Annotated in this window: 20 protein-coding genes and 1 riboswitch; of the genes, 8 read left to right on the top strand and 12 right to left on the bottom strand. The window is 35.6% G+C overall.

What is annotated here, in order from left to right:
- The first annotated feature begins 49 nt into the window (after positions 1 to 49).
- The gene (gene cudC, locus C7J90_RS04240) at positions 50 to 607 is read left to right on the top strand and encodes a choline uptake/conversion transcriptional regulator CudC (RefSeq protein ID WP_103207861.1); all 558 of its coding nucleotides are present in this window, start codon (positions 50 to 52) and stop codon (positions 605 to 607) included.
- Between the two features lie 50 nt (positions 608 to 657).
- Here the strand turns inward: cudC and C7J90_RS04235 are convergent, their stop codons facing one another.
- The 3 genes from C7J90_RS04235 to C7J90_RS04225 all read right to left on the bottom strand — a co-directional run bounded on the left by C7J90_RS04235 (position 658) and on the right by C7J90_RS04225 (position 3,799).
- Entirely contained in the window at positions 658 to 2,262 is a 1,605-nt protein-coding gene (locus C7J90_RS04235; RefSeq protein ID WP_103207884.1) for a BCCT family transporter, read from the bottom strand.
- Between the two features lie 353 nt (positions 2,263 to 2,615).
- Positions 2,616 to 3,314 (bottom strand): MOSC domain-containing protein, encoded by a 699-nt coding sequence (locus C7J90_RS04230; RefSeq protein ID WP_103207863.1) that lies wholly within the window; start codon positions 3,312 to 3,314, stop codon positions 2,616 to 2,618.
- Positions 3,311 to 3,799: a DUF3427 domain-containing protein gene (locus tag C7J90_RS04225; RefSeq protein ID WP_103207866.1), complete on the bottom strand. Its 489-nt coding sequence runs from the start codon at positions 3,797 to 3,799 to the stop codon at positions 3,311 to 3,313. Before C7J90_RS04225 ends, C7J90_RS04230 begins: the two co-directional genes overlap by 4 nt.
- 105 nt (positions 3,800 to 3,904) lie before the next feature.
- Here C7J90_RS04225 and budA point away from each other — a divergent pair, with 105 nt between their 5' ends.
- Both budA and C7J90_RS04215 read left to right on the top strand, forming a co-directional pair.
- Positions 3,905 to 4,612, top strand: a complete 708-nt coding sequence (gene budA / locus C7J90_RS04220; protein ID WP_269780130.1) for an acetolactate decarboxylase — start codon at positions 3,905 to 3,907, stop codon at positions 4,610 to 4,612.
- A gap of 562 nt (positions 4,613 to 5,174) precedes the next feature.
- Positions 5,175 to 5,378 carry a hypothetical protein gene (locus C7J90_RS04215; protein ID WP_103207867.1) on the top strand — a complete coding sequence of 68 codons (204 nt, stop codon included), beginning with the start codon at positions 5,175 to 5,177 and terminating at the stop codon, positions 5,376 to 5,378.
- Between the two features lie 36 nt (positions 5,379 to 5,414).
- Here the strand turns inward: C7J90_RS04215 and C7J90_RS04210 are convergent, their stop codons facing one another.
- Entirely contained in the window at positions 5,415 to 6,839 is a 1,425-nt protein-coding gene (locus tag C7J90_RS04210) for an alkaline phosphatase (protein WP_103207869.1), read from the bottom strand.
- A 238-nt stretch (positions 6,840 to 7,077) separates the two neighbouring features.
- Positions 7,078 to 7,449 (bottom strand): hypothetical protein, encoded by a 372-nt coding sequence (locus C7J90_RS04205; RefSeq protein ID WP_103207871.1) that lies wholly within the window; start codon positions 7,447 to 7,449, stop codon positions 7,078 to 7,080.
- A gap of 284 nt (positions 7,450 to 7,733) precedes the next feature.
- Between C7J90_RS04205 and C7J90_RS04200 the strand changes: the two genes are divergently transcribed.
- Positions 7,734 to 8,078, top strand: a complete 345-nt coding sequence (locus C7J90_RS04200) for a complement inhibitor SCIN family protein (protein WP_103207873.1) — start codon at positions 7,734 to 7,736, stop codon at positions 8,076 to 8,078.
- A 201-nt stretch (positions 8,079 to 8,279) separates the two neighbouring features.
- Here C7J90_RS04200 and lepB read toward each other — a convergent pair whose 3' ends face one another.
- The 4 genes from lepB to cls form a co-directional block, all read right to left on the bottom strand.
- Positions 8,280 to 8,861, bottom strand: coding sequence for a signal peptidase I (gene lepB, locus C7J90_RS04195; RefSeq protein ID WP_103207875.1), 582 nt, complete (start codon positions 8,859 to 8,861; stop codon positions 8,280 to 8,282).
- A gap of 96 nt (positions 8,862 to 8,957) precedes the next feature.
- Positions 8,958 to 10,148, bottom strand: coding sequence for a DUF418 domain-containing protein (locus C7J90_RS04190; RefSeq protein WP_103207877.1), 1,191 nt, complete (start codon positions 10,146 to 10,148; stop codon positions 8,958 to 8,960).
- Positions 10,149 to 10,313: 165 nt separating this feature from the next.
- Positions 10,314 to 12,050 (bottom strand): phosphomethylpyrimidine synthase ThiC, encoded by a 1,737-nt coding sequence (gene thiC / locus C7J90_RS04185; protein ID WP_103207878.1) that lies wholly within the window; start codon positions 12,048 to 12,050, stop codon positions 10,314 to 10,316.
- A gap of 335 nt (positions 12,051 to 12,385) precedes the next feature.
- Positions 12,386 to 12,489, bottom strand: a riboswitch (TPP riboswitch).
- Positions 12,490 to 12,613: 124 nt separating this feature from the next.
- The gene (gene cls, locus C7J90_RS04180; protein WP_103207880.1) at positions 12,614 to 14,101 is read right to left on the bottom strand and encodes a cardiolipin synthase; all 1,488 of its coding nucleotides are present in this window, start codon (positions 14,099 to 14,101) and stop codon (positions 12,614 to 12,616) included.
- A 189-nt stretch (positions 14,102 to 14,290) separates the two neighbouring features.
- Between cls and C7J90_RS04175 the strand changes: the two genes are divergently transcribed.
- Complete coding sequence (locus C7J90_RS04175; protein WP_103207882.1) at positions 14,291 to 15,148, top strand: alpha/beta hydrolase; 858 nt, start codon at positions 14,291 to 14,293, stop codon at positions 15,146 to 15,148.
- A gap of 331 nt (positions 15,149 to 15,479) precedes the next feature.
- On the opposite strand, the gene C7J90_RS04170 is transcribed toward C7J90_RS04175, so the two are convergent.
- Positions 15,480 to 18,830, bottom strand: coding sequence for an SdrD B-like domain-containing protein (locus tag C7J90_RS04170; RefSeq protein ID WP_158701902.1), 3,351 nt, complete (start codon positions 18,828 to 18,830; stop codon positions 15,480 to 15,482).
- Between the two features lie 497 nt (positions 18,831 to 19,327).
- Between C7J90_RS04170 and C7J90_RS04165 the strand changes: the two genes are divergently transcribed.
- The 3 genes from C7J90_RS04165 (at position 19,328) to sph (ending at position 21,870) form a co-directional block, all read left to right on the top strand.
- Positions 19,328 to 20,293, top strand: coding sequence for a nucleoside hydrolase (locus tag C7J90_RS04165; RefSeq protein ID WP_103209582.1), 966 nt, complete (start codon positions 19,328 to 19,330; stop codon positions 20,291 to 20,293).
- Between the two features lie 284 nt (positions 20,294 to 20,577).
- Entirely contained in the window at positions 20,578 to 20,691 is a 114-nt protein-coding gene (locus C7J90_RS11865; RefSeq protein ID WP_115855768.1) for a type I toxin-antitoxin system Fst family toxin, read from the top strand.
- 192 nt (positions 20,692 to 20,883) lie between these two features.
- Positions 20,884 to 21,870 (top strand): sphingomyelin phosphodiesterase, encoded by a 987-nt coding sequence (gene sph / locus C7J90_RS04160; RefSeq protein ID WP_103209584.1) that lies wholly within the window; start codon positions 20,884 to 20,886, stop codon positions 21,868 to 21,870.
- An 88-nt stretch (positions 21,871 to 21,958) separates the two neighbouring features.
- On the opposite strand, the gene C7J90_RS04155 is transcribed toward sph, so the two are convergent.
- On the bottom strand, positions 21,959 to 22,915 hold the full coding sequence (locus tag C7J90_RS04155; RefSeq protein ID WP_103209585.1) for a mechanosensitive ion channel: 957 nt from the start codon (positions 22,913 to 22,915) through the stop codon (positions 21,959 to 21,961).
- Positions 22,916 to 23,245: 330 nt separating this feature from the next.
- Positions 23,246 to 23,932 (bottom strand): 2,3-diphosphoglycerate-dependent phosphoglycerate mutase, encoded by a 687-nt coding sequence (locus tag C7J90_RS04150; RefSeq protein WP_103209587.1) that lies wholly within the window; start codon positions 23,930 to 23,932, stop codon positions 23,246 to 23,248.
- Between the last annotated feature and the right edge of the window lie 9 nt (positions 23,933 to 23,941).

Below are 23,941 nucleotides of genomic sequence, written 5' to 3'. Positions count from 1 at the left end.
TGTCTTAACTTAAATTTTTAAACGTGATATGTACGGGAGGTGTTAAAAGATGGTACGTCATTCTTCTTATGCATCGCAACTCGATGAAGCTAAAGATATTGTCATTAATTCTATTGCTGAAACAATGGATCTTTATGGTATTAACCGAAGTGTCGGAAACTTATACGGTACAATGTTATTTGAAGAGAGTATGACCTTAGATGAGATGCGTCAAGAACTACAAATGAGTAAACCTAGTATGAGTTCTGGAGTCAAAAAATTACAAGAATTTGACATCGTGAAGCAACGTTTTACAAGAGGGAGTCGTAAACAGCATTTCGAAGCTGAAAAAGACTTTTTTGAGTTTTTCAGTAATTTTTTCCCTCAAAAATGGAAACGCGAAAGTAAAATTAATATGGCAGCTTTGAGAGAATCAGAAGCCATTATCGATTGTATTATCAATGCTGATGATGTAGACGACGAAACAAAAGAAGAAGCCATTGAAATTAAAAAGCATATGGAACACTCTCGCATCTATTATCAATGGCTTGATTCGATTAGTGAAGCTGTGAAAACTGGTGAAATATTTAAATATTTTCCGATTCCTGAGCTCGACCAAAATCATTAATTTCATAAAAAGTGAGATGAACAACCATTGCTCATCTCACTTTTTTAATATTATAAATTATCGTCTTCCTCATCTTCACCTACTCGTAAAATGCGAAGTGAGCGTCGTTCGATACGTTTGAAACGTTCTGCACGAGTTTGTAGCGCAATTCGGTCACCAGCTAATATATACATAAATGAAATCATAATCATAATAAATATAACAATTAATGGTACACCCGCGACAATAGACGCTGTTTGAAGAATACTTAATGCTTCTTCACCGCCGACTAACATAAGTGAAAACGGAAGTAAACATAACGCAAATGCCCAAAATAGTCGATTCCATCTTAGCGGCTCTTCATCAACCGATAATTGCGTTGCTGCAGCCACAATATATGAAGCAGAGTCGAAAGTCGTCACTAAGAATAAAAATGCTGATAAAATAAATAATCCAATCAAAACAGAGGAGAATGGTAAATGATTGATAACCTCAATAATCGTTGCCTCTGTACCATGATGATTTAAATAATCAATGACATTAAATTGACCTGACAATTGCAAGTAAGCTGCGAAGTTCCCAAATATCCCAAAGAAAAGCACGCAACCTAATGTTCCGTATGCAATCGTTCCAAGAATCACCTCTTTTAGCGTACGTCCTCTTGAAATACGTGCGATAAACAAACCGATAAACGGTGAATACACAAGCCACCAAGCCCAATAGAAAATTGTCCATTGCTGTGGAAATCCTGTTTCTTCACGTCCACCTAAACCGCCAAAAGGTTCTAACCATGTCGCCATTTGGAAGAAGTTTTTCAACATATTTCCAAATCCTGTTACTGTCGTTTCCATAATAAAAACCGTTGGCCCTACTATAAAGATAAAACCAAGCAAAACAAATGATAACCAAACATTCAAGTCACTCAGTACTTGAATCCCCTTTTTCAATCCTTGATATGAACTATATGAAAAGACAATGGTAATACCTATTAACACCAAACTTTTAACTAGCATATTTTGCCCATCAATACCGAATAACTTTTCAAGTCCGGCAGAAATCATAGGCACCCCTAATGCAAGAGAGGTTGCAGTCCCACCGATTAAACCAAAGATAAATAAAATATCTACAAGTTTACCTAAAAACTTATCCGTTTGCCCTTTCAGAATAGGTCGACATGCTTCACTAATACGAAATACAGGTTGTTTTTTAACGAAAACTAAATAAGCAATAGGTAATGCAGGCAATACATAAATAGACCATGCTATCGGTCCCCAGTGAAACATACCATACATCGTCGCATATTCTAATGCTGTATCACTTAAAGGTTTCGCGCCATGTGGTGGACCTTGAAAATAATACGCCCACTCAATCACGCCCCAATATAAAATATCTGAACCGATACCCGCGCAAAATAGCATAGACGCCCATGCAAAATCACTAAATTCAGGCTTATCACTGGCACGCCCTAATGTTACGGATCCATATTTACCAAAGGCAATATACATCACAAATGCAAAAATCGCTAATCCTAACACTAGGTACACTGCCCCAAGTTTAGACGTTACAAAATCATTCATCGCCATGACGACAGAACGACTTTGATCAGGAAATACCATCATTGGAACGACAGCAATTAATAACACCAATGCCGCACCAAAAAACACAAACCAGTCCATCTGGTTAGATTTTTTCTGCACAATTAAGCACCCCTTATATGAAATATTATTTTGAACCCCTTAAACAAAATTTCTGGAGTATGTCATCTTGATACACGCATTAGAGTATCTAAAATTAAATTTTAATGCAAATCTCATACAAAAACTTTACACTCTAACTTTGAATATATATAACTTTTCCAATAAATAAACATTACTAAAACGCCTTTATAAAGTACATTAATAACGTTAAAAATTTATTTAACATTATTAATAAGGAATATTTATACATATAAAGTGAATAAATATTTATTTTGAATTCAGCCAAAATAAAAACACCAACAAGTAACATTTTACTTATCGGCGTTAATCATTTATACATTCGGACCATACAGTCTGTTATGATCATCAATCTGTTCGTTATTGATTTTTTTCATCAAAGTTTTCTTCCAACTCTCAGGTAAAAAAGGCGCATTATAAAGTGTCTGAAGTGTCTCTATGGACGTTTCATGTTCTAAGCAATCATTCATCCGTTGAATGGTCCATTCATGATACGAGCGCTCTAATAGTTGTAGCACGTCACCTTTTTGAATACGCCCCTCCTGTAAAACTCGAAAATACCATCCGGTACGACCTGTCCTTTGTAATATATTCCCAAACTCAAGCATACGAAGACGGCGGCTTGGTTTCCAACATGGACGCCTAGGTTGTGACACTTGAACTATTGCTTCACCAATTTGATACACATCCTCAATACACACATTCATCTCATCCATGTGGCTCACAACAATATTCTCACCATTACTACCAATTGGAATGTCTCGGCCTAACTGCTGACTCAATGCATCATAGTGGCCAATGTGATATGCAAAAAGTGCTTTTTCAGTGCCACCATGAAATCGTGTATCTGCCACAGCATCTCCTTCAAGACCTTTGTATTTAAGTAATACCGCTTCATGCGTTTCTGTCTTATAAGCACCTGTCGACCACGGTTGATCAAACTTGTTCTCAGCCTGTTTTTCGCCTAAATGTTTCACTGACCCTATTAATAATTTTTCAACTCGACCACTCATTCATGCATCGTCCCCTTTTGTTGTGAATCAATTAAATATCCTCTCTTAACGGCGTGTCTAATACGAAATACATCCATTTGACATTTTTCTTCTGCAACAGATTCCTTTACTACATTTACCGTTCCTAAATGCTCTTGTTTACTTATCATTGTGTGGTTAGGTTTAGTGTACCATTTTAATTCACCTTGGTTCAAAAACTCATCTAAATATTGTGATGTCTCAGAAAATGATTCATTCTGACGATAAGTCATAAATATCAGCAACATTGCTCTCACTTGACGTGGCGTATTATTGTAATCCACCAAATCCAAGATAACCTCAACGTATTCTTTAAACTGCGAAATCTTCATATTTTCAATTAATCCACTGCTTAAATATATTAAGCTTTTATCACAGTAAATCGTCGGTTTCTCATATATTTGTCCGAATGCTGAATTATAAAATGCGTAACTTAATACATTATGACATCCTTCAATAACTTCCATGTATTATAAACAATCTCACAATAACTTTAGGCTTGTGACATATTATTGTTAATAATAAAATAATGAAAGAAACAGGAATATATTATTTTTAAGGAGTGACAGATTGTGTCAAAACATACTTTATATCAACATGGAACTTTAGGCACTTTAATGGCAGGCGCACTAGAAGGGACTGCTTCTATCAATGAGCTTTTACAAAAAGGAGATCACGGAATTGCAACACTGACAGGCTCTAATGGCGAAGTTATTCTAGTCGAAGGCAAAGCGTATCATGCCAGTGCTGATAATGATACAGTCGTAGAACTTAGGGGTGACGAAAAAACACCATACGCTACTGTCGCACAATTTGTTCCTGACACTCTATTTCATACAAAAGTTGAATCGCATGAACCATTGTACAAAAAGATTTGCTCAAAAATGTTAAGTGAAAATGTATTTGCAGTCGTTAAAATAACAGGAATGTTTAAACATATGCATATCCGTGTTATGCCCAAACAAGAACCACCCTATCAACGACTCATTGAATCCGCGCGAAAACAACCTCAATATAGACGTGAAAATGTAGAAGGTACAATCGTAGCTATTTTCACTCCCGAGATTTTTCACGGTGTAGGTTCAGCCGGATTTCATGCCCACTTCTTATCAGACGATACAACATTCATGGGACATATACTTGACTTTGAAATCGAACACGGCAAAATTGAAATACAAAACTGTAATACGTTCGAGCAACACCTCCCAACAGACCCATCATTCCTTAACAAAACATTCGACTACCAAAACATCACAAAAGACATCACAGAAGCAGAATAACAACGAAAACTGGACAATGGCGGTTAACGTTCGTATGATAACGGCAGATTCATTAAAATCTGTAAAGATTTTTGGAAGATGACGTTATCACTTAGAACGTTGCCATTGGAAAGTAGACATCAACGAAAACTGAACAATGGCGCTTAAATGCACGTAGTATAATAAGCTTCAAGCAATAAATTCCCTAAGAATTTTTGCGCGAAGTGCGTTATACCTTAGTGCATTGCCATTGGTAAGTAGACATCAACCAAAACTGGACAATGGCGGTTAACGTTCGTATGATAACGGCAGATTCATTAAAATCTGTAAAGATTTTTGGAAGATGACGTTATCACTTAGAACGTTGCCATTGGTAAGTAGACATCAACGAAAACTGAACAATGGCGGTTGATGTATGTAGATTTATATATTTTAATAACACTTTCTTTTCAAGTAATCCTTTTATTTATAAAAAATGAATATGATTTCTTTGAATTAATATGTATTTTCGCTATACTGACTGTATGGTACATTTTAAATTTGTAGTAAATCTTTAATTTAATCAAGATAAAGGATTATAATGATGGAACTATATTTAAAATTAGCTTGGTTTGGAATTGCCTCTATATTGACTGTTATTTTTGTATTTAATGCTATGCCGTATTGTTTAGCAATATTAATGTTTTCCAGCATTTTAGTATTCACAATTATTGAATATGTCTTCAAAGATTCTAAAGACAAATCCCAAAAAGAAACGCTCAAAGATGAACAAAAGACGCCTTCTTAAGAAAGCGTCTTTTTTAGATGCAACCTTTTATGATTGTCACTCTTGGTTATAAATATCAAATATATTTTTCGCATTGTCTGTGTTGTCAATGTTGCCATAGAATTTTTCTGACTGAGGACCAAATGCATACGTATTCACATCTTCTCCTGTATGCCCATAAGTTGTCCATCCTGTATTTGATTCATCATTTATCGTTTTTTGAATGGCATCTTGCAATTTTTGATATTGTGCGTCATAGCGCTCGTCATCTTCTTTGATTTTTGATAATTTTTTAGCTTCTTTTCGTATTGCTTTAACTGTTTGAGTAGGTAAAGACTTGTTGTAACCTGCCTGAATTGTTTCTTCGATATCTTTACCCTCTGCAATTTGCTCAGTCATCCACTGACCTGAATGTTTCATGTTATGAATCGCTGAAGCATCCCACATATAGTCTTTACCTTTTGCGATGGTTAGGCCACCTGTTGAATGATCCGCTGTTGCAACCACAAGCGTATCTTCATGTTCTTTTGCGTACGCGATAGCATCATCAAATGCCTTTTCAAATCCTCCCATTTCAGACATGACACCTGTCACATCATTTGCATGCGCTGCTTTATCGATTGAAGCACCTTCTACCATTAAAAAGAATCCTTTGTCATTTTGAGATAGACGGTCTAATGCTGCACTTTGCATATCAGCTAAGCGTGGATCATCGTCTGGTGCATCGATTTGAAGCGGCATATTTTTATCTGCGAACAAGCCTAGAACTTTATCACCGTCAGCCTGCTCCAGTTCATCTTTATTTGATACAACATCATAACCCTCTTGTTTAAATTTTTTATCGATATTGTCATTTGCTGATCCGAAGTATTTTGCTCCACCTCCTAAAATGACATCTACTGTATGCTGGTCATCAATACGGTTTTCAAAAAACTGTTTTGCAATTTCATCCTTTTTATCTCGGCTATCAATATGACTCGCATAAGCTGCGGGTGTGGCATCCGTCACTTCAGATGTCGTGACTAAGCCTGTTGATTTACCCATTTTTTTGGCCCGCTCTAATACTGTCTCGACTGTTTTCTTATTTTCATCCACACCAATTGCACCATTGTATGTTTTATGTCCTGAACTAAATGCAGTTGCACCAGCTGCTGAATCCGTTACATTATCTTTGGAATCATGCGGATTAGTTCTTTGTGTGCCTACTAAATAATCATCGAATGCTGTTTTCTCCATTTCTTGTGTATCTGGATTATCTTTAAAGTAGCGAAATGCTGTATTAAAAGAGGGTCCCATACCATCTCCCACCATAAATATGATGTTTTTTGGGTTTTCTGTATTACCATAAGCTGCAATTTCATCATTAGATGCTGTATTTTGTTCAGATCCTGAAGCAAATGTAGGTTGAGCTAAGTTAAGCAATGATGAGGCAACTAGTGTACCAACAATTGAAACTTTCACAAACTGACTTTTAAAAATCATATGTATAATACTCCCTTAACAATATATTTTGTCTTCATTTTATTAGAGGTTTTTCAATTTGGGATTAATACTATATTAAAATGCTGTAAAATTTCGCGTATGTCTCTTGATGTTCCACATGAAACACAAAAGGACACATCGATTTTAATAAGAAATTCATCAAGATTTCTGATTTAAAATCAATGCGTCCCTACTTGTTATGGTTTTTCATCATATTCAAGACTCCATCATATTAAGTTTAATACTTTTGGGCATGTGCTAATTCATTTTCTCTCTCATATACTTCTTTTAGCAACAGCTTACTCGATCTTTCAATACCATAATCTTCTATAAATACTCCTTCTTTTTGTTTCATATAAGGCGTGACTTTGGCCTTAAACTTAACTTCTTGACCTATCAATTCTTGAGACATGTCGTAGTATTTATTGCGTTCGAATAACCAAACATGATCTACTTCAACACCTGAAATAACTACATTTTTGAGTAATATCTTTACATTCCGCTTCCAATTGTCCTCAATATCTAGCCTATTTTTGAAACAAACGCAAGCTACTATACCTGATGCAATTACATTTCTATTTTTAAATTGTCTTAAATCATCTCTTCGCATTTTGTCACCTCCTTCATCACTATAAATTATCATACCTGATTTATCTGAAAAATCCAAAAAATACCCTCTCAATTCACACATTTTTAAGAATTCGATATTTCAGAACGATGTGAATGAAGAACGAATGACTCACTTCTCTCAAAAAATTCTAATTAATTAAAATTTTTTATACCTTTTGTAATTAAATTTTATTTATTTAATAAACTGTTAATAAATAGTTTATTTTATTGTAGTTGTTTTTGTCGTATGATTAATTTGTGAAATAAACCAAAGGAGATTATTAAATGAACATCAAGAATTTTATTATAACAAGCACATTAGCAACAGTACTTTCAACTTCATTCGTAGGTGGTTTGACATTAGGCGAAGCAGATGCTCAAACAACTAGAACGGCTGATGAATATTATGACGCTACAGTTAAGCAAGAACTACAAGCATTACTTAACGATTTAAATGTTAATGAATTAGCAACTGCAAGTCTTGAGCCTTATTACAAAAGAAGTGTTAAACGTGCAGGATATATGGCAAAATCAGCATTAAGAAGCAACGATTTCTACCAAATGTCTAGAGCTAAATACGAATTACAAAAGATTTATGATGAAATTGACGAAGCATTATTAGAAGAGTAAAAATTAGGTTGATTAATCGGCTATGATGATACAAGTACACATATATTCTAATTGTGAGAACTATCACATATCTACAACTTCAATACAATTCGTTTTATTGTCACAACATCATCAAGCGATTGGATCACTTCGTTAATATAAAAAGCCCTTCAAAAGTTTACATTTTGACAATGTTTACTTTAAGAAGGGCTTATTTTTTATCTAAATTTCATCAAATGTGCCAGGATTGAAATGAAATGTCATGCGATGTAATGGCCAAAAGCGTATCAACACTTCTCCTACAATATTACGCTCTTCAACCAAACCAACCTGAGGATTACGGCTATCTATACTGTTTAACCGATTATCACCTAATACTAAATAGCGTGATTCTGGAATTTTATACTTGTTTTGGGCTCCTACAATATCGCTCACATCAAAGTTTTCAGTTAAAAACTCAGACTTTCGATACCGCTTGTTAAAGGTTAGATAAGGTTCATCAATAGGTTTATGGTTAACATAAAGCTGATCATCCTTATATTCAACTGTATCCCCAGGTTTACCGATAACACGCTTAATAAAATCACGATTATCATCCTCATGAAAAACAATCACATCTCCCTCATCTATGCGTGAAAAATGCTTTGAAATCTTACTGACAAGTACTTTATCACCTGATTCAAATGTAGGTGACATAGACTCACCCTTTACAGTATAAGGCGTAATCACAAACCAATTTAACAATACAATAATAGCTAAACCAATCATGATGCCTATGATTCCGTCTAATGTTTCTTTTCTCATTTCAATCACCTTTCACACTTAGAAATAAAGAAGGTTAGACTCCCCGCAACATTACCGGAAGTCTAACCGCCATGATGCCTTTATTTACAATTTCAATTATACCTTATCTTGTGTCATCTTTACCTTTTGTGGTTTGATTTTTAAATAAGTCACAACACGAAGTATGTACTCAAGCGGACCATAACGCCAATGTTTCATATATTGCTTTGCGATATACACTTGCAAGCAATAAAATGCGACAAAGACTGGTACTGATAACCATAATATATTGGTATTAAAAAGGCCTAAACCATAACTATAAAAGACAAGCGTTCCAAAAATACTTTGTGCAATATACATCGTTAATGACATCTTCCCCATTGATTCCAGTCCTTGCATGACACTATGCCCCTGAAAACGTTCATATAGCCACTTGAACACAACCATATATCCAACTGCAAGTACTACATCAAAAAATGTAGAGGCACTTTCAAAAAATCCAGTCGGCAACAAAAGATGTAAAAACTTAATCACAATGCTCACAGGAATTAAATACAACCATAAACGATTCCTCCAAAATCCTTCAGTAACACTTAAAAACCAATCAGTACGTGATAGGTATACACCTATTATAAATAATGGAAGAATTGAAAGTGGCACAGCTAAAAAGAGTAGTCCTTTTTCTTCATTAGAAACACCCCATTTTTCTAGTGTCGGATCTTCTATCGAATCAATCGTAAAATGAATATCATAATAAGAACCATTTTGATATATATTTGATGTTTGAGATAAATAACTTTTTATTTTCTCAGTTCCAATCTCTTCCATTGGCTCTGAATAAAATAGGCTCGCTATTATAATAAAGATAGAAATAGCACCGATAATCCAAATACACCATTTAAAGAAGCCAGTCTTAAAATTAATGAATACAATCAATATCAACATTGTCATACCATATGTTAGAAGAATATCTCCATGCCAGATAAACTGTGCATGAATCGCACCTAATACCATAAGTGCAATAGCTCTTAAAAGGAGTTTAAATCGTTTAGCTTTAATATTTTTACGCTTCATCGATTGAAACAATTTATCCATTGAAAATCCAAATAAAATGCCAAATATCGGAATAAAACTATGTACAATCAACACTTTCATGGCGATAGCCAATGCATTTGATAAAGGACCTATATTCATATACTCTAAATAATCCTGTCCAGTTAAACCATATTGAAAAATAAGTAAATTGGCCAAAAGAATACCAACTAGTGACAATCCTCTTAATGCGTCTGCTTGATGTATACGCCTCAATCCAAACACCTCAAATTTTTATATTTATATACGATTATACATTATATTAGATTAATAACCTATGCAATTGTGAATATCATTCAAAAAGGTTGGAACAAAAGTACTTGCCCAACCTAACCATTGTTCTTTAAGCAAAACTTTGTTCCAACCTTTATTCTTTATGCATTAATGGTAAATTTTACTACCTTGTGCTTTAAACTCATCAGCCTTTTCTTTCATACCTTCAAGCTTATCTTTGTGAACACCACGAATATCATGAGAAATACGCATTGAACAGAATTTAGGTCCACACATACTACAGAAATGTGCGACTTTCGCAGATTCTGCTGGTAGTGTTTCATCATGATATGATTTTGCACGTTCAGGGTCTAATGATAAATTGAATTGATCCACCCATCGGAATTCAAAACGCGCTTTACTAATTGCGTCATCACGATCTGATGCGCCAGGCAATCCTTTGGCCAAATCTGCTGCGTGTGCTGCAATTTTATATGTGACTACTCCTTCACGAACGTCATCTTTATTAGGTAGACCCAAGTGTTCTTTCGGTGTTACATAGCATAACATTGACGTACCATGACTTGCGATTTGAGCAGCGCCAATAGCTGAGGTAATATGATCATAAGCTGGTGCAATATCTGTTGTTAAAGGGCCTAACGTATAAAAAGGTGCTTCTTTACAGTAGTAATCTGCTAAATCTTGATTCTCTTTAATTTTATGCATTGGAATGTGTCCGGGTCCTTCAATCATCACTTGGACATCATGCTCCCATGCAATATCAGTCAATTCTCCTAATGTTTTGAGCTCAGCGAATTGACTTTCATCATTTGCATCGTAAATAGAACCTGGACGTAAACCATCACCTAGCGAAATCGCAATATCATATTGCTTCAAAATTTCACAAATTTCATCAAAATGCGTATATAAAAAGCTTTCTTGATGATGCGCTAAACACCACTGTGCCATAATCGATCCGCCACGTGAAACAATGCCTGTTAAACGATCTACAGTCATAGGAACATAGCGCAATAACACACCGGCATGGATTGTAAAATAATCCACTCCTTGTTCAGCTTGTTCAATTAATGTATCACGAAATATTTCCCAGGTTAAGTCTTCCGCAATACCGTTGACCTTTTCAAGTGCTTGATAGATAGGGACTGTCCCCACTGGAACGGGTGAATTACGAATTAAATATTCTCGTGTCGCATGAATGTTTTTTCCTGTCGAAAGATCCATAATCGTATCCGCACCCCAATGTGTTGCCCATACGAGTTTTTCTATCTCAGCCTCAATTGAAGAAGATACTGCTGAATTACCGATATTTGCATTGATTTTAACTTGGAAGTTTTTACCAATAATCATAGGTTCTGATTCAGGATGGTTCACATTATTGGGGATAATCGCGCGTCCTCTTGCTACTTCATCACGTACGAATTCAGCGGATACATTTTCACGCGTTGCGATATATTTCATTTCTTTTGTGATTATTCCCTGTTTGGCATAGTGCATTTGTGTGACATTCTTACCATTTTGAGCACGTCTTGGTTGGTATCGAAATGGATGTTCAACAAAATTACGATGGCCTTCACTTTTGAAACCATTATCGATTGATTGTACACGACGTCCTTCATAGTGTTCAACGTCCCCACGTGACTCAATCCAATCTTCACGTAACTTTGGAAGCCCTTTAGTCACATCAACTTCATATGACTCATCGTGATAGAGTCCTGCTGTGTCATATACTACAAAAGGTTCATTTTGACGTACTTCATTATCTGTCACCGTTTCAGAGAGTTCAATTTCACGAAATGGCACTTGAATATCTGCATCCTCACCTTGTTTATAAATACGTCGACTCGCTGGAAAATTCTTTTTCAATTCAATTTGTTCTTGTTTCATAAGTAGCCCCCTAAATTGTGCTAAGAGACTCATGTAGCTGAGATAACCCCATAAAAAAAGTTGAGACGTAAAGTATTCAAACTATAGCATACCTATTAACGGTATCCTAATAGCCAGGACTTTGAATCATACAATCATGACGCTACAAAACCAACCGTTATTTTGTAGATCATGTTCCGATTCAAATCCTCAACACTTTTGTCTCAACCTCATGGAAAAACAAATTAATCTATACCACGCTTAAAACTAAGATATACAGCATTACATTGAATAAGACACTTATCAATAGCACCTTAAACATACTCATCTTAGTTTCTAAAGCAGTCGCTTAATCATGTTTGTCGTCATTGCTTCCCTACGCTAGTATTATCTAGATCAGGTACAAAGGGTTGAAACATTATGCTTCTTTCAGCTTACAAAAGCACCCCTAGCAGGATATTTTAAATTGTTACAATTTACATACTAGCATTAAATATGGAATAAAACAATTACATATTTATCTTTTATCATGATGGCATTACCTATGTTTTTATTGAGTTGAGTGCCTCATTATACTCAGCTATTTACAAAATAGGTGATACGAGCTTGGCAACAGATTGCTTGAATTTCACCCAATTCGAACGATTTTCATAACGCTCTGGTGTTAAACGCTTCGATACTTTTAAATCTTCATTAAATTGATCGATCAAAGTCATGGCGATATCCCGATTGTACATAATCGCATTAATTTCAAAGTTTAATCGAAAACTACGTGCATCCATATTGGCTGAACCCACTGACGCTACCTCTCCATCAATGACCATCATTTTCGAATGGATAAATCCATTTTCGTAAGTATACACATTAACACCATCGTACATAAGCATCGCGACCGTAGTCAGTGTAGCCCAATGTACAAAAGGTTGATCAGGTTTGTTAGGTACAATCATATTAACTTCTACACCTGATTTCGCAGCAATACGCAACGCATTGACAAATCCAATGTCAGGTACAAAATATGGAGAGTGGATATGAATCGTCTGTTTGGCATTCATAATCATCTTCAAATAGGCAAATTCTAGTTGTGGCCAGCTGACATTAGGCCCACTTAAACCGATTTGCAGTGCCACATTACCATCTTTTCGAGCATTTTTTGGAAAATAACGTTCATCATATTGTAATGCTAGATTTTCTGACACTTGTGAGTTCCAATCATGAATAAAACTAAGTTGTAAAGCATCAACACCATCACCTTGAATACGTAAATGTGTATCGCGCCAATATCCCATTTTTTCATCTAATCCTAAATATTCATCCCCGACATTAAATCCCCCTACATAACCAATATCACCATCAATAATCACATTTTTACGGTGATTACGATTATTAACGCGAAAATTAATAAAAGGGATAATTTTTGCATGGAAAAAAGCTTCCACTTTTGCACCAGCATCTGTCAGTGCTTTTAACTTAGATTTTCGCAATTGTTTAGACCCTACTGCATCATAGAGCAATTTAACTTCAAGCCCCTCTTTCGCTTTGTCAGTCAAAATATTCAATATTTCTGAACCGAGTCCATCCATATTTAAAATGTAAAATTCCATATGAATATATTTTTGAGCTTGCTTCAAATCATGCTTCAATTTATCAAAGAGCTCATGTCCATCTGTAAACAATTGAACATGATTATTTTCACTTAAAAAATTAGCCTCTCTGATAAGTAATGATTGCACAAGATCAGCTTGTTTCGTTACAACTGGATTATGTGATTGAAAGGTCTGTTGACGAAAATCCTCTTTTTGACATTTGACACGATCTTTCGCATCTTCAATTTCTTGACCAGATACCTTTTGTTTTTTGAGCTGAACAGCCCTTCCAAAAAAGAGGTATAGAAAAAAGCCGGCAATCGGCATAATAAATAATAACAACAACCATGCCCAAGTGGATGTGGCTTCGCGGCGATCTCGTTCTAAAAATATAATGATAAAAGCAAGTATAATATTAATTAGAAAAAAAGAACCACTTACCATTCGATAAATGATGTTAACATTTGGATCAAAGATGAGTTGCATATTCAATATATCCTCCTTATCCTTTTATGAATAATACAATTATAACGTATCATTTTATAATATAAATCAGTAGTTCTTATATTTTTGATGTTTTAAAAGTAATAATTAAACGAATCAAAATAACATTTGTTTATCTTACTATATCATTGACGTATAATGAACTTAATAAATAATAAGGAGGCGTTAAAAATGAATTATCTACAAACCATTAAATCAAAAGATGGCACGAAACTTTATGCTAAGGTCAATTCTCCTGTTGATTGGGATGTCTATTTTGAGGATGCAGATGATATCAATGTCATTATTGTACATGGATTAGCAGAACATCTTGATCGATATGATCATGTTGCTGAACACTTAAGTCAAAATGGATTTAACGTCATTCGATACGATCAACGAGGTCATGGTCGCTCTGAAGGCAAACCGCTCTATTATGATCATAAAAATCAAATCATTGAAGATTTAGAATCTGTCGTAGATTATGTCAAAACGCACTTTACAGGTCCAATCTTTTTGCTCGGACATAGTATGGGCGGGTATGCAGTAGCAATGTATGGTACACGTCATCCGGGTTCTGTCAATGGTATCATTACGTCTGGCGCAGTTACGCGTGACAATAATCGATTTTCTCCTGAGGCATATGGAAACCGTCAGACTCCAGCTGACACATATTTTCCTAATTCATTGGATGAAGGTCTATCTACAAACCCCTACATTCGAGAGCTTTATAGAAAAGATGCTTATGTGCCAGAGACCTTTTCTGCAGGGCTCACTTATGCCATTATTGACGGTGTGATCGAACTTAAAAATCATCCCGAAGCCTTTGTTGATCCTGTTCTGATACTTCACGGTCAAAAGGATAGTATCGTCAATCCGCTCGACTCTATTCAATTCTTTTCAGAAATTGCATCTGAACATAAATCATTGCGCATTTATGATCATTTAGCTCACGAAATTCTTAATGAACCAAGCTATAGCGCCATCATTTTACAAGACATTGTGGCATGGATAGACCAAACTGCTCAGCAAGACCAAGCTTTCTTATAATCGTTTTATTTTTTAACAATACGCAGAACTTATGAAATCATATGTGGATTTAGCATTATGCTTTTTCACCTATTTTGCCATTAAAAATAGACTTGAGGTGTAGCACTTCGTCACTTTTATTTTAAAACAGCTATTCATACTGTTCCAAAGTGAAGGTGGTGTGCTTAACCTCAAGTCTTACTTTTGAAATGCTCTATTATATCAATATAAAGGTGAATCCATTAAAGCCTATTTTGGTCTCTTTCATTTTACCTTGAACCTTACTTCCTTTCAGTAATACACCCTGAAATTGCATAACGCTTTGTCATCCACATTACAACTGTAGGTTCATTTATTTAGACTTATGCTTTTTGCGACGCCCTACTAATAAAAGTCCTAATCCAGCTAATAAAGCACCAAAGATTGTACCATTTTGAGTCTGTACATTTCCTGTTTCTGGTAACCCTTTTCGGTTAGCTTCAGCATGTGCAGATTTCATAGACTTTTGACTACCCTCATTGTGTTGTCCAGGATGTGACGGTGTTTCCATAGATGGTGTCTTGCTTGGTGGTGTCTCGCCTGGCGGTGTCTCGCCTGGTGGTGTTTCCCCTGGCGTCGTTTCTCCCGGTGGTGTCTCGCCTGGCGGTGTTTCTCCTGGTGGCGTCTCGCCCGGTGGTGTCTCGCCCGGTGGTGTCTCGCCTGGTGGTGTTTCTCCTGGTGGCGTCTCGCCCGGTGGTGTCTCGCCTGGTGGTGTTTCTCCTGGTGGCGTCTCGCCCGGTGGTGTCTCGCCTGGTGGTGTTTCCTCTGGTGGCGTCTCGCCTGGTGGTGTTTCCTCTGGTTTATGGAATCCACTATCGATTGTTAAATCGTCTGCATTATTCACTGTGACTTTCACGCTTGCTCCGTCTGAGTCTAGCTCATCGTTGCCTGCGTTTTCTATTGTTGCTTCGTATCCTTCTGGTGCTTCGAATTTAACTGTATAATCTCCATTCTTCAGTCCTTCGAATACATATATTCCATTTTCATCTGTTGTTGTTTCTTCTGTCGTTCCGTCTGGTTTTGTCAATGTGACTTTAACTCCTGCTATACCTGGCTCATCTGCATCTTGAAGTCCGTCTTTATTCGTATCTTCCCAGACTTTATCTCCAATTTTGTACGTTGGCTCTACTGGTGGCTCAACTTCTGCTTTATGGAATCCACTATCGATTGTTAGATCATTTGCGCCATTAATTGTCACGTCCACTTCTGTGCCATCTGAGTCTTCAGCGTCATTATCTCCAGAATTCGCTACAGTTTGTTCGTATCCTTCTGGTGTTTCGAATTTTACAGTATAATCACCGTTTTCTAATCCTGTAAAGCGGTAGTTACCCTGCTCATCTGTTGTTGTCTCTTCTGTCGTTCCATCTGGTTTTGTCAATGTGACTTTAACTCCTGCTATACCTGGCTCATCTGCATCTTGAAGTCCGTCTTTATTCGTATCTTCCCAAACAAAATCACCTAACTCATACTTTGGTATTTCTTTTTTGTATATACCTAGGTCAGCAGACATATTATCTTGACCATTAATTGTTACGACAGAGTCTAATCCATTTGAGTCTTGCTCAGGATTACTTGTAGCATTTGTTGTCGTTACTTCATAACCTTCTGGCAAGTTACTGAATTCAACTTTATAATCACCATCTACAAGTCCTGAAAACTCATAATAGCCATTTTCATCTGTTGTTGTAGTTAAGATTTCACCTGTTGGTAAGGTAATTTGAACAGTGACATCTTTTACACCTGTTTGCGCTTCATCTTGAATACCATTTTTGTTGGTATCTTCCCAAACGTAATTTCCTAATTTATATGTTTCACCCATAGCATCTGTACTACCACTTCCATACAAGACTTGGTTTGACATCGATACGCGAGTGTCACCATCGCTAAGTGTCGCCCCTTGAATGAGTGGTTTCTGGCTATTTAAATCTGCTTTTGAACGAACTTGCACAATATAAGGGTTGTTAATTGCGTTAAAATTTAAGCGCATATTGTTGTTTGTGAATACTGGTGTATCACTATTAGTCACATCTTTATATTGATTTTCATCGAAGAAATAACTTTTATTTAACGTCTCACCTTGTGGTACTTCAAACACTTTGTAGCTCACTTGGTCATTAATGACTGCTGAACTGTCACCTACACCGTATATGTCTAATGTTGTTGGATTGATTGCGTTAGATTCGGGGTTAACATAAATCGTTTGAACATATTCACCTGTTTGTTGATCAAAATATGTGAAGCTCGTTCCTATTGTGTATCCATTTAAACTTTCATATGGTTCGTATTGTACATCTCGCTTTTCATTCAGCGCTTCACCCGCAAACTCATAGTTCAGCGGAACATCTTGAGTATCATTACGAACTACATTTCTATCGATAAAGTTATAATAGTTAATGCTTCCTTTGACATTACTATGCGTATCTACATAATCTGTAAATTTATACGTAATGGTCTTTGTCTGAGGGTCATATGACGCATTTGCGATAACATCGCCGTTTGCATTTTTAATATCATCTATACGTGTGTCATCATGCTTATGGTCATTTGTTACAACAGTATTAGGTAATTTAACTGTAAAATAATCTCCTGAATTGACTGAATTATCTACATCGAATGAACTTCTCACTACAAAACCTTCACCGTTGTTAGGACGAATCGTCGTATCGCCATTGTCATCAATGATTGCTAAATTCTCAAAGTTTACTTTGTCATTGACGTTATTCCCTTGCGCCTCTGCAGCAAGTGGCACTGCTGTATTCACTGACTCTTCGCGAGCGTCTCTAGTCGCAGTTGGAAGTACTGCAAAGTTTTGAGGTTGCTGATTCTTTTGTGCATACTGAAGTGCCTCATAAATAAGTTGGTTCAAAGCTTCTTCTGATGACAATTGATTTAAATTGCCAAGGTCCATCTGATTAATGATGTCTTTTGTTTGTTCATCACTAAAGCCATTGTCTTTTAAAATAGTATTAAATACATCTGCTTTGTTATCTGTTTCTTGATATGAACGCTTATAAGCTTCTAAATCTTCTTTCTGCTGTTGGTCTAACTCATCTAAATTGATTTCATTTTGAGGTGGTTCTGATGTACTTGGATGATCGGTTGGTACATCGTTTGTTTGAGGTGGTTCTACTGAAGTGTTTTCAGTTGATGCTTCGTTTGATTTTGCAGTTTCTTCTGTTGTGTTTTGCGTTGAATCGACTGAATCTTTTTCATCGACTTGTGGCTCTTCTGAAGGTGTAGGTGAGGGTTCTTCTGTTGGCGTTTTTGTCGGTTGTTCAGTTGATTTTTCTTCTGTTGATGCGTTTGATGATTGTTCTGTTGACGCTTCTTCTGTTGGTACTTCCTCTGCTGATTCATTTATTGTCGATGTTTCTTCTTGTGACGTTTCTTCTGTTGGTACTTCTTGTGTTTTTTCTACTGATTGTTCAGTAGTTTGTGTTTCAGGTGACTCTACGGATGATGTTTCACTTTGAGTTGCATCTGAATTTTCAGAATTCAAACTTGTTGAATCTTCTTCAGCTGCTTGAGCATCATGATGAACGCCTAACACTAATGTTGCACCAATTAAAATTGACGCCGTTCCTACAGTAAATCTACGAATGGCGTATTGATTCGCTCTGTTAGGTAAGAAATCCATCCTTGATTTAGTTGTTTTTTTAGACATATAATCCCTCCGATATAAAAGTGACACCCTCATTGAAGTGTTCTTACCCATCATTATAGAGCACTTTTTTTATATTTTGTTAAATTTATGTTAATTTGTTTTTTATTTGACTATTTATTTTATTAACAACTTATTATTATAAACTTCAAATCATGCTTGGCTATCAACTTTTAACATTGCAAAATATAAAAAGTTTTAAATCAATTTTTGGTCATATGAACATCTAATATCAAGCTTAAAATATTAAATATTCACAATTTATTGATATTAGTATGTATATAAATTGCACATTAAATAAATGATGTATTTTTACATTGTGCAGGTGCTCAATATATTTCAACATCCAATGTTGTCTCATCCTTCTATAAAGAGATACATGCCAATTCTGATGATGAATCGATTGATGATAATAGTTAAGACAAAACAAGTTCTCTTTTTTTATATTTTATTTTCTATTACAATATATATTGAATATGTTAAAAAGGAGAAAATATAAGATGCATAACGTTTATTTTAATCACGATGGTGGCGTAGATGATTTAGTTTCATTATTTTTGTTACTACATATGGAGAATATTCATTTAATAGGCGTTAGCACAATAGGAGCAGATTGTTATGTTGAGCCTTCTGAAAGTGCTACACGCAAAATCATCAACCGTTTTTCGGAATATGCTATTGATGTAGCCGTCTCAGAAGAACGCGGAAAAAATCCGTTTCCAAAAGAATGGCGTATGCACGCTTTTTTTATGGATGCATTACCTATCTTAAATGAACGTGTCACAGAACAATCGAAGTTATTAAAGTGCCAAGCTTATGAAGATCTTATTTTTAAGTTGAATTATTCAAAAGAACGTGTCACATTGTTATTTACCGGTCCTTTGACAGATTTAGCAAAAGCGCTCAAAGTGGATCCAAGTATCGAAGCCAAAATTGAGCGTCTTGTATGGATGGGAGGCACTTTCTTAGATCGCGGGAATGTCGAAGAACCTGAGCATGACGGGACAGCAGAATGGAATGCATTTTGGGATCCAGATGCTGTTAAAGTTGTTTTTGATTCCAATATCCCCATTGATATGGTTGCTTTGGAAAGTACTAATCAAGTCCCACTCACACTTGACATTAGACAAATGTGGGCGAATGAACGTCAATATCCTGGTGTTGACTTTTTAGGTGTGAGCTATGCCTCAGTACCACCTTTGACACACTTCCAAACAAACTCTACTTATTTCTTGTGGGACGTGTTAACCACTGCTTATGTCGGTAAACCTGATCTCGTTCAAAAAGAAACAGTCAAAGCAGCTGTAATCACCAAAGGACCCAGTCAAGGACGGACTTATATGGATCCTAATCACGGTCGAGAAATTAATATCATTCATCATGTTGATCATGATGCCTTCTTCGGCTATATTACTTCACTCGCTAAACAAGTACGTTGCGACTCAATCAAGCCAACGTCTAAATGATTAAAACAAGCTGGGACATCTGTCGTGTCTCAGCTTATTTATGTTTGTTTTATATAGCAATCTTTGCATTCTCATTCAATAAATTGATATCAATTCTTTATAAACAACAGATTTTGTTAATTATCACATATATTTCATATAAATAAGACACTATTTACTGTCCTTTTCATTGAATGAGTCATATTTTGACCTATTTTGCTTTTTGCTTATTTAGGGTTTTACGACATATTATGAATTATCGTCTATTTTTATTTCCTAGTGAAATAAGTTTGGGAGGGGACACTATGTTCTCTTATATCATCGATCAACTTTTCACTCCGATTATTGTCGGTTGTATCCTTGTGTTATTCAAACATTGGTTGAATCAGCGTAAGGTTGACAAAGACGATGACCCGTAGATGATTCAGAGGTTATGACACTAGATGAATGTTTCTGAAAATAATTTTTCAGAGGCCTCATCTTGTCAGAGCCTCTTTTTTATTTTGATTATGTTAAGAATATCTACTTTCTAAAGTTTAAGTTGAGTTTATGTAAATATCCGCTTCGATAATATTTATTTTGGTATATTGCTATTGAAATAATGGATTTAAATGATTGAATTAAAAGGAGTGACTCTTTTGAAGATATTACTACGCATCTTTGCACTATCTCTTGTATGCGTTTCACTTTTCTCTTATTCGCCAATGCATGCTGAAACATATGATGATTTCAAAATAACTACGCATAATGTCTACTTTATGCCGCAATCATTATACCCCAATTGGGGACAAATGCAGCGCGCAGATTTAATCTCTCGTGCAGATTACATACAAGGCAATGATGTTATCATATTGAATGAGTTATTTGATTCAGAAGCATCCTCGAAGCTTTTAGCAAATCTCCAACAGCACTATCCTTATCAAACGCCTGTGATTGGACAAAGTCAAGAAGGTTGGGACCGAACATCCGGTGCTTACTCTAGCGTTTCCCCTACAAATGGAGGTGTCGGTATCGTTAGTCGTTTTCCTATTATTCAACAAGAACAACATATCTTTAAAAATGGGCGCGGCGCAGATCGTTTTTCGAATAAAGGATTTGCATATGTCAAAATCAATCACAATGGGCGTCCAGTTCACGTAATTGGCACACATTTGCAAGCTGATGGTTCTACCTTATCTCAAGATAAATATGCAAGCGTTCGTGAAAGTCAAATGCGTGAAATTCAAACGTTCATTCAAAACAAGAACATCCCCGAAGATGAAATGGTTCTAATTGGAGGCGATTTGAATGTTATTAAAGATACACCAGAATATCAAAAGATGCTTGAGACATTAAATGTTAATCCACCTACACAATATTCTGGTCATACGAGCACTTGGGATACAGCAACAAACAGTATTGCTCAATATAATTATCCCAAATTAGAACCGCAATACCTCGATTATATTCTTGTAGAACGTGATCACGCTAATCCTCCATCGTGGCGCAATACAGCTCTTAAGACACATTCTCCTGAGTGGCAAGTAAAATCATGGGGCAAAACATACCAGTACCAAGACTACTCAGATCACTATCCCGTTCAAGCTTCCACATCATAAGATAGATCTATTGATTGACTCTATTTGTTTCGGTATCAAATTGCATATTAAAAGAGGATGGACCAATACGTGTCCATCCTCTTTTGCTTTAAAATTGATTATGGTTTGAATCGCTTTCTTTTTCGATTTTGTTTGAAAGTTTTTGTAATTGTTTTTCTGCAAATGATTTACCACCGATACCAAATGCAATTGCAAAGGCAACAGCAATAGCACCTAGGATTAATAAGAATGCAACGTTAACAATACTTTGTGCAAAATTCAATTGATCTAATGTCATAAATACAGCAACAATGATTAATAAAAATTTAACGACTTCCGCTAATGTGTTATTGCCAGTTGATTTACGGATGAATTTCGCAAGTAAGTTCCCTCCGATTAAACCTAATGCTAAAATAATTCCAGCTGATACAACTAACGGTAAGTACCCGATAATTGCCGCACCAATCTTATTTAACACTGTTAAGTTGACAGTGTTTAACGCTTGAACAAAGAAGAATAAACCAATAATTGTTGTAATTACCCAACCTACTGCTACTGGTAAATCGATACTATTTTTATCGTTACCAAAGTTAATATAATGGTTGAAGCGACTTACATTTAAACTTTGTAATAAGTTTTTCACTAAAGTACCTAACATTTTAGCGATAAATAATCCAATGACTAAAATAATTACCGCAACAAGAATTCTTGGCGCAAAGTTTAAAACACTTTGCATCATGCTACGAATTGGATTCGATACTGATTCCATTTTTAATGCATCGAATACTGCCGGTAAAAATAATAAGAAAATCAAGAAGTATGCTAACTTACCAAAGGTTTTGATTAACCCTTCTGAGTCTGATTTTCCTTTTTGACGATCAACGAGCCCTTTCTTTTGTAACCATTCTTCAAATCCTAAAGCACCTAGGCCCTTCACAATGATTTTTTTAACGATTGTTGCAATAATCCATGCAACAAGCAAAAGAATAATAGCACTAATTAAGTTTGGAATAAAACCAATTATACTATTCAGTGCATCCATCAATGAATCTACAATTTTCCCCATATTCCTGACCTCCTAGTCTATTTATAATAACTATATTTTCATTGCTACCCTTTCATTTATCTTTTTAATCATAATTTTAAAAATTTATTACAATTATTTTTCAATGTTCAGAATATGATTACAAAATAATTATTTATCATAATAATATAATCACTATATCAATAGACATTGGTATTAAAATGATGAACGACTTACAAGGTATTTCCCTGTTTTCAAATTATCATGCATCATCACAAAAAAAGATTGGGATATATACGAATGATGTCGAAACCTGTTTTAGCTTTAAACAGTCTCAACTTTCATGTATGTGTATCCCAATCTTCTCTTTTATTATAAATAGTAACTATCTAGGACATGCAGTGCCTCATCTAGTTCATAAATAAGGGGTGCTCCCGTTTTAATCTCATATTGTGCAATTTCGTCATCAGGTACGCCTTCTAAAAACTTAATCAATGCGCGTAATGAGTTTCCGTGCGCAGAGACTAATACAGTTTGACCGTCCAATAAGTATTGTGAAAGCTGGTCATTCCAATAAGGAATCACTCGCTCTAACGTGTCTTTTAGACTTTCGCTTTCTGGCATGATACGACGATCTAACAGTTCATATTTACGATCCTTCAAGTATTCTTGTCGTTGTGACTCACTTTGATCAGGTGGTTTCACATCATAAGACCGACGCCAAATATGAACTTGTTCTTCTCCATACTTTTCGGCGGTTTCTTTTTTATTTAAACCTTGTAATCCTCCGTAATGACGTTCATTTAAACGCCAAGTTTTATGAACTGGAATCCACAGTTGATCCGATTCATTTAACAAATGATATGTCGTTTTAATTGATCGTTTAAGTAATGAGGTAAACGCAACATCAATGCGAACACCTTGTGCTTTGAGCTTTTGGCCGGAACGCATTGCTTCTTGTACTCCTTGTTCAGATAAATCAACGTCTGCCCATCCTGTAAAGAGGTTTTGTGCATTCCATTCACTTTGGCCGTGACGACATAATATTAATTTTGGCATTATCCAACT

Origin of the sequence: Staphylococcus felis (genome assembly GCF_003012915.1) — a bacterium.
GTDB lineage: Bacteria > Bacillota > Bacilli > Staphylococcales > Staphylococcaceae > Staphylococcus > Staphylococcus felis.
This window is presented reverse-complemented; position numbering and strand designations above follow the sequence as displayed.

Bases quoted from the DNA above. Each gene is read 5' to 3' on its own strand.
- cudC (WP_103207861.1), top strand. From the start codon at position 50: ATGGTACGTCATTCTTCTTATGCATCGCAACTCGATGAAGCTAAAGAT.
- C7J90_RS04235 (WP_103207884.1), bottom strand. From the start codon at position 2,262: ATGGACTGGTTTGTGTTTTTTGGTGCGGCATTGGTGTTATTAATTGCT.
- C7J90_RS04230 (WP_103207863.1), bottom strand. From the start codon at position 3,314: ATGAGTGGTCGAGTTGAAAAATTATTAATAGGGTCAGTGAAACATTTA.
- C7J90_RS04225 (WP_103207866.1), bottom strand. From the start codon at position 3,799: ATGGAAGTTATTGAAGGATGTCATAATGTATTAAGTTACGCATTTTAT.
- C7J90_RS04215 (WP_103207867.1), top strand. From the start codon at position 5,175: ATGGAACTATATTTAAAATTAGCTTGGTTTGGAATTGCCTCTATATTG.
- C7J90_RS04210 (WP_103207869.1), bottom strand. From the start codon at position 6,839: ATGATTTTTAAAAGTCAGTTTGTGAAAGTTTCAATTGTTGGTACACTA.
- C7J90_RS04205 (WP_103207871.1), bottom strand. From the start codon at position 7,449: ATGCGAAGAGATGATTTAAGACAATTTAAAAATAGAAATGTAATTGCA.
- C7J90_RS04200 (WP_103207873.1), top strand. From the start codon at position 7,734: ATGAACATCAAGAATTTTATTATAACAAGCACATTAGCAACAGTACTT.
- lepB (WP_103207875.1), bottom strand. From the start codon at position 8,861: ATGAGAAAAGAAACATTAGACGGAATCATAGGCATCATGATTGGTTTA.
- thiC (WP_103207878.1), bottom strand. From the start codon at position 12,050: ATGAAACAAGAACAAATTGAATTGAAAAAGAATTTTCCAGCGAGTCGA.
- cls (WP_103207880.1), bottom strand. From the start codon at position 14,101: ATGCAACTCATCTTTGATCCAAATGTTAACATCATTTATCGAATGGTA.
- C7J90_RS04175 (WP_103207882.1), top strand. From the start codon at position 14,291: ATGAATTATCTACAAACCATTAAATCAAAAGATGGCACGAAACTTTAT.
- C7J90_RS04170 (WP_158701902.1), bottom strand. From the start codon at position 18,830: ATGTCTAAAAAAACAACTAAATCAAGGATGGATTTCTTACCTAACAGA.
- C7J90_RS04165 (WP_103209582.1), top strand. From the start codon at position 19,328: ATGCATAACGTTTATTTTAATCACGATGGTGGCGTAGATGATTTAGTT.
- C7J90_RS11865 (WP_115855768.1), top strand. From the start codon at position 20,578: ATGTTCTCTTATATCATCGATCAACTTTTCACTCCGATTATTGTCGGT.
- sph (WP_103209584.1), top strand. From the start codon at position 20,884: ATGATTGAATTAAAAGGAGTGACTCTTTTGAAGATATTACTACGCATC.
- C7J90_RS04155 (WP_103209585.1), bottom strand. From the start codon at position 22,915: ATGGGGAAAATTGTAGATTCATTGATGGATGCACTGAATAGTATAATT.
- C7J90_RS04150 (WP_103209587.1), bottom strand. From the start codon at position 23,932: ATGCCAAAATTAATATTATGTCGTCACGGCCAAAGTGAATGGAATGCA.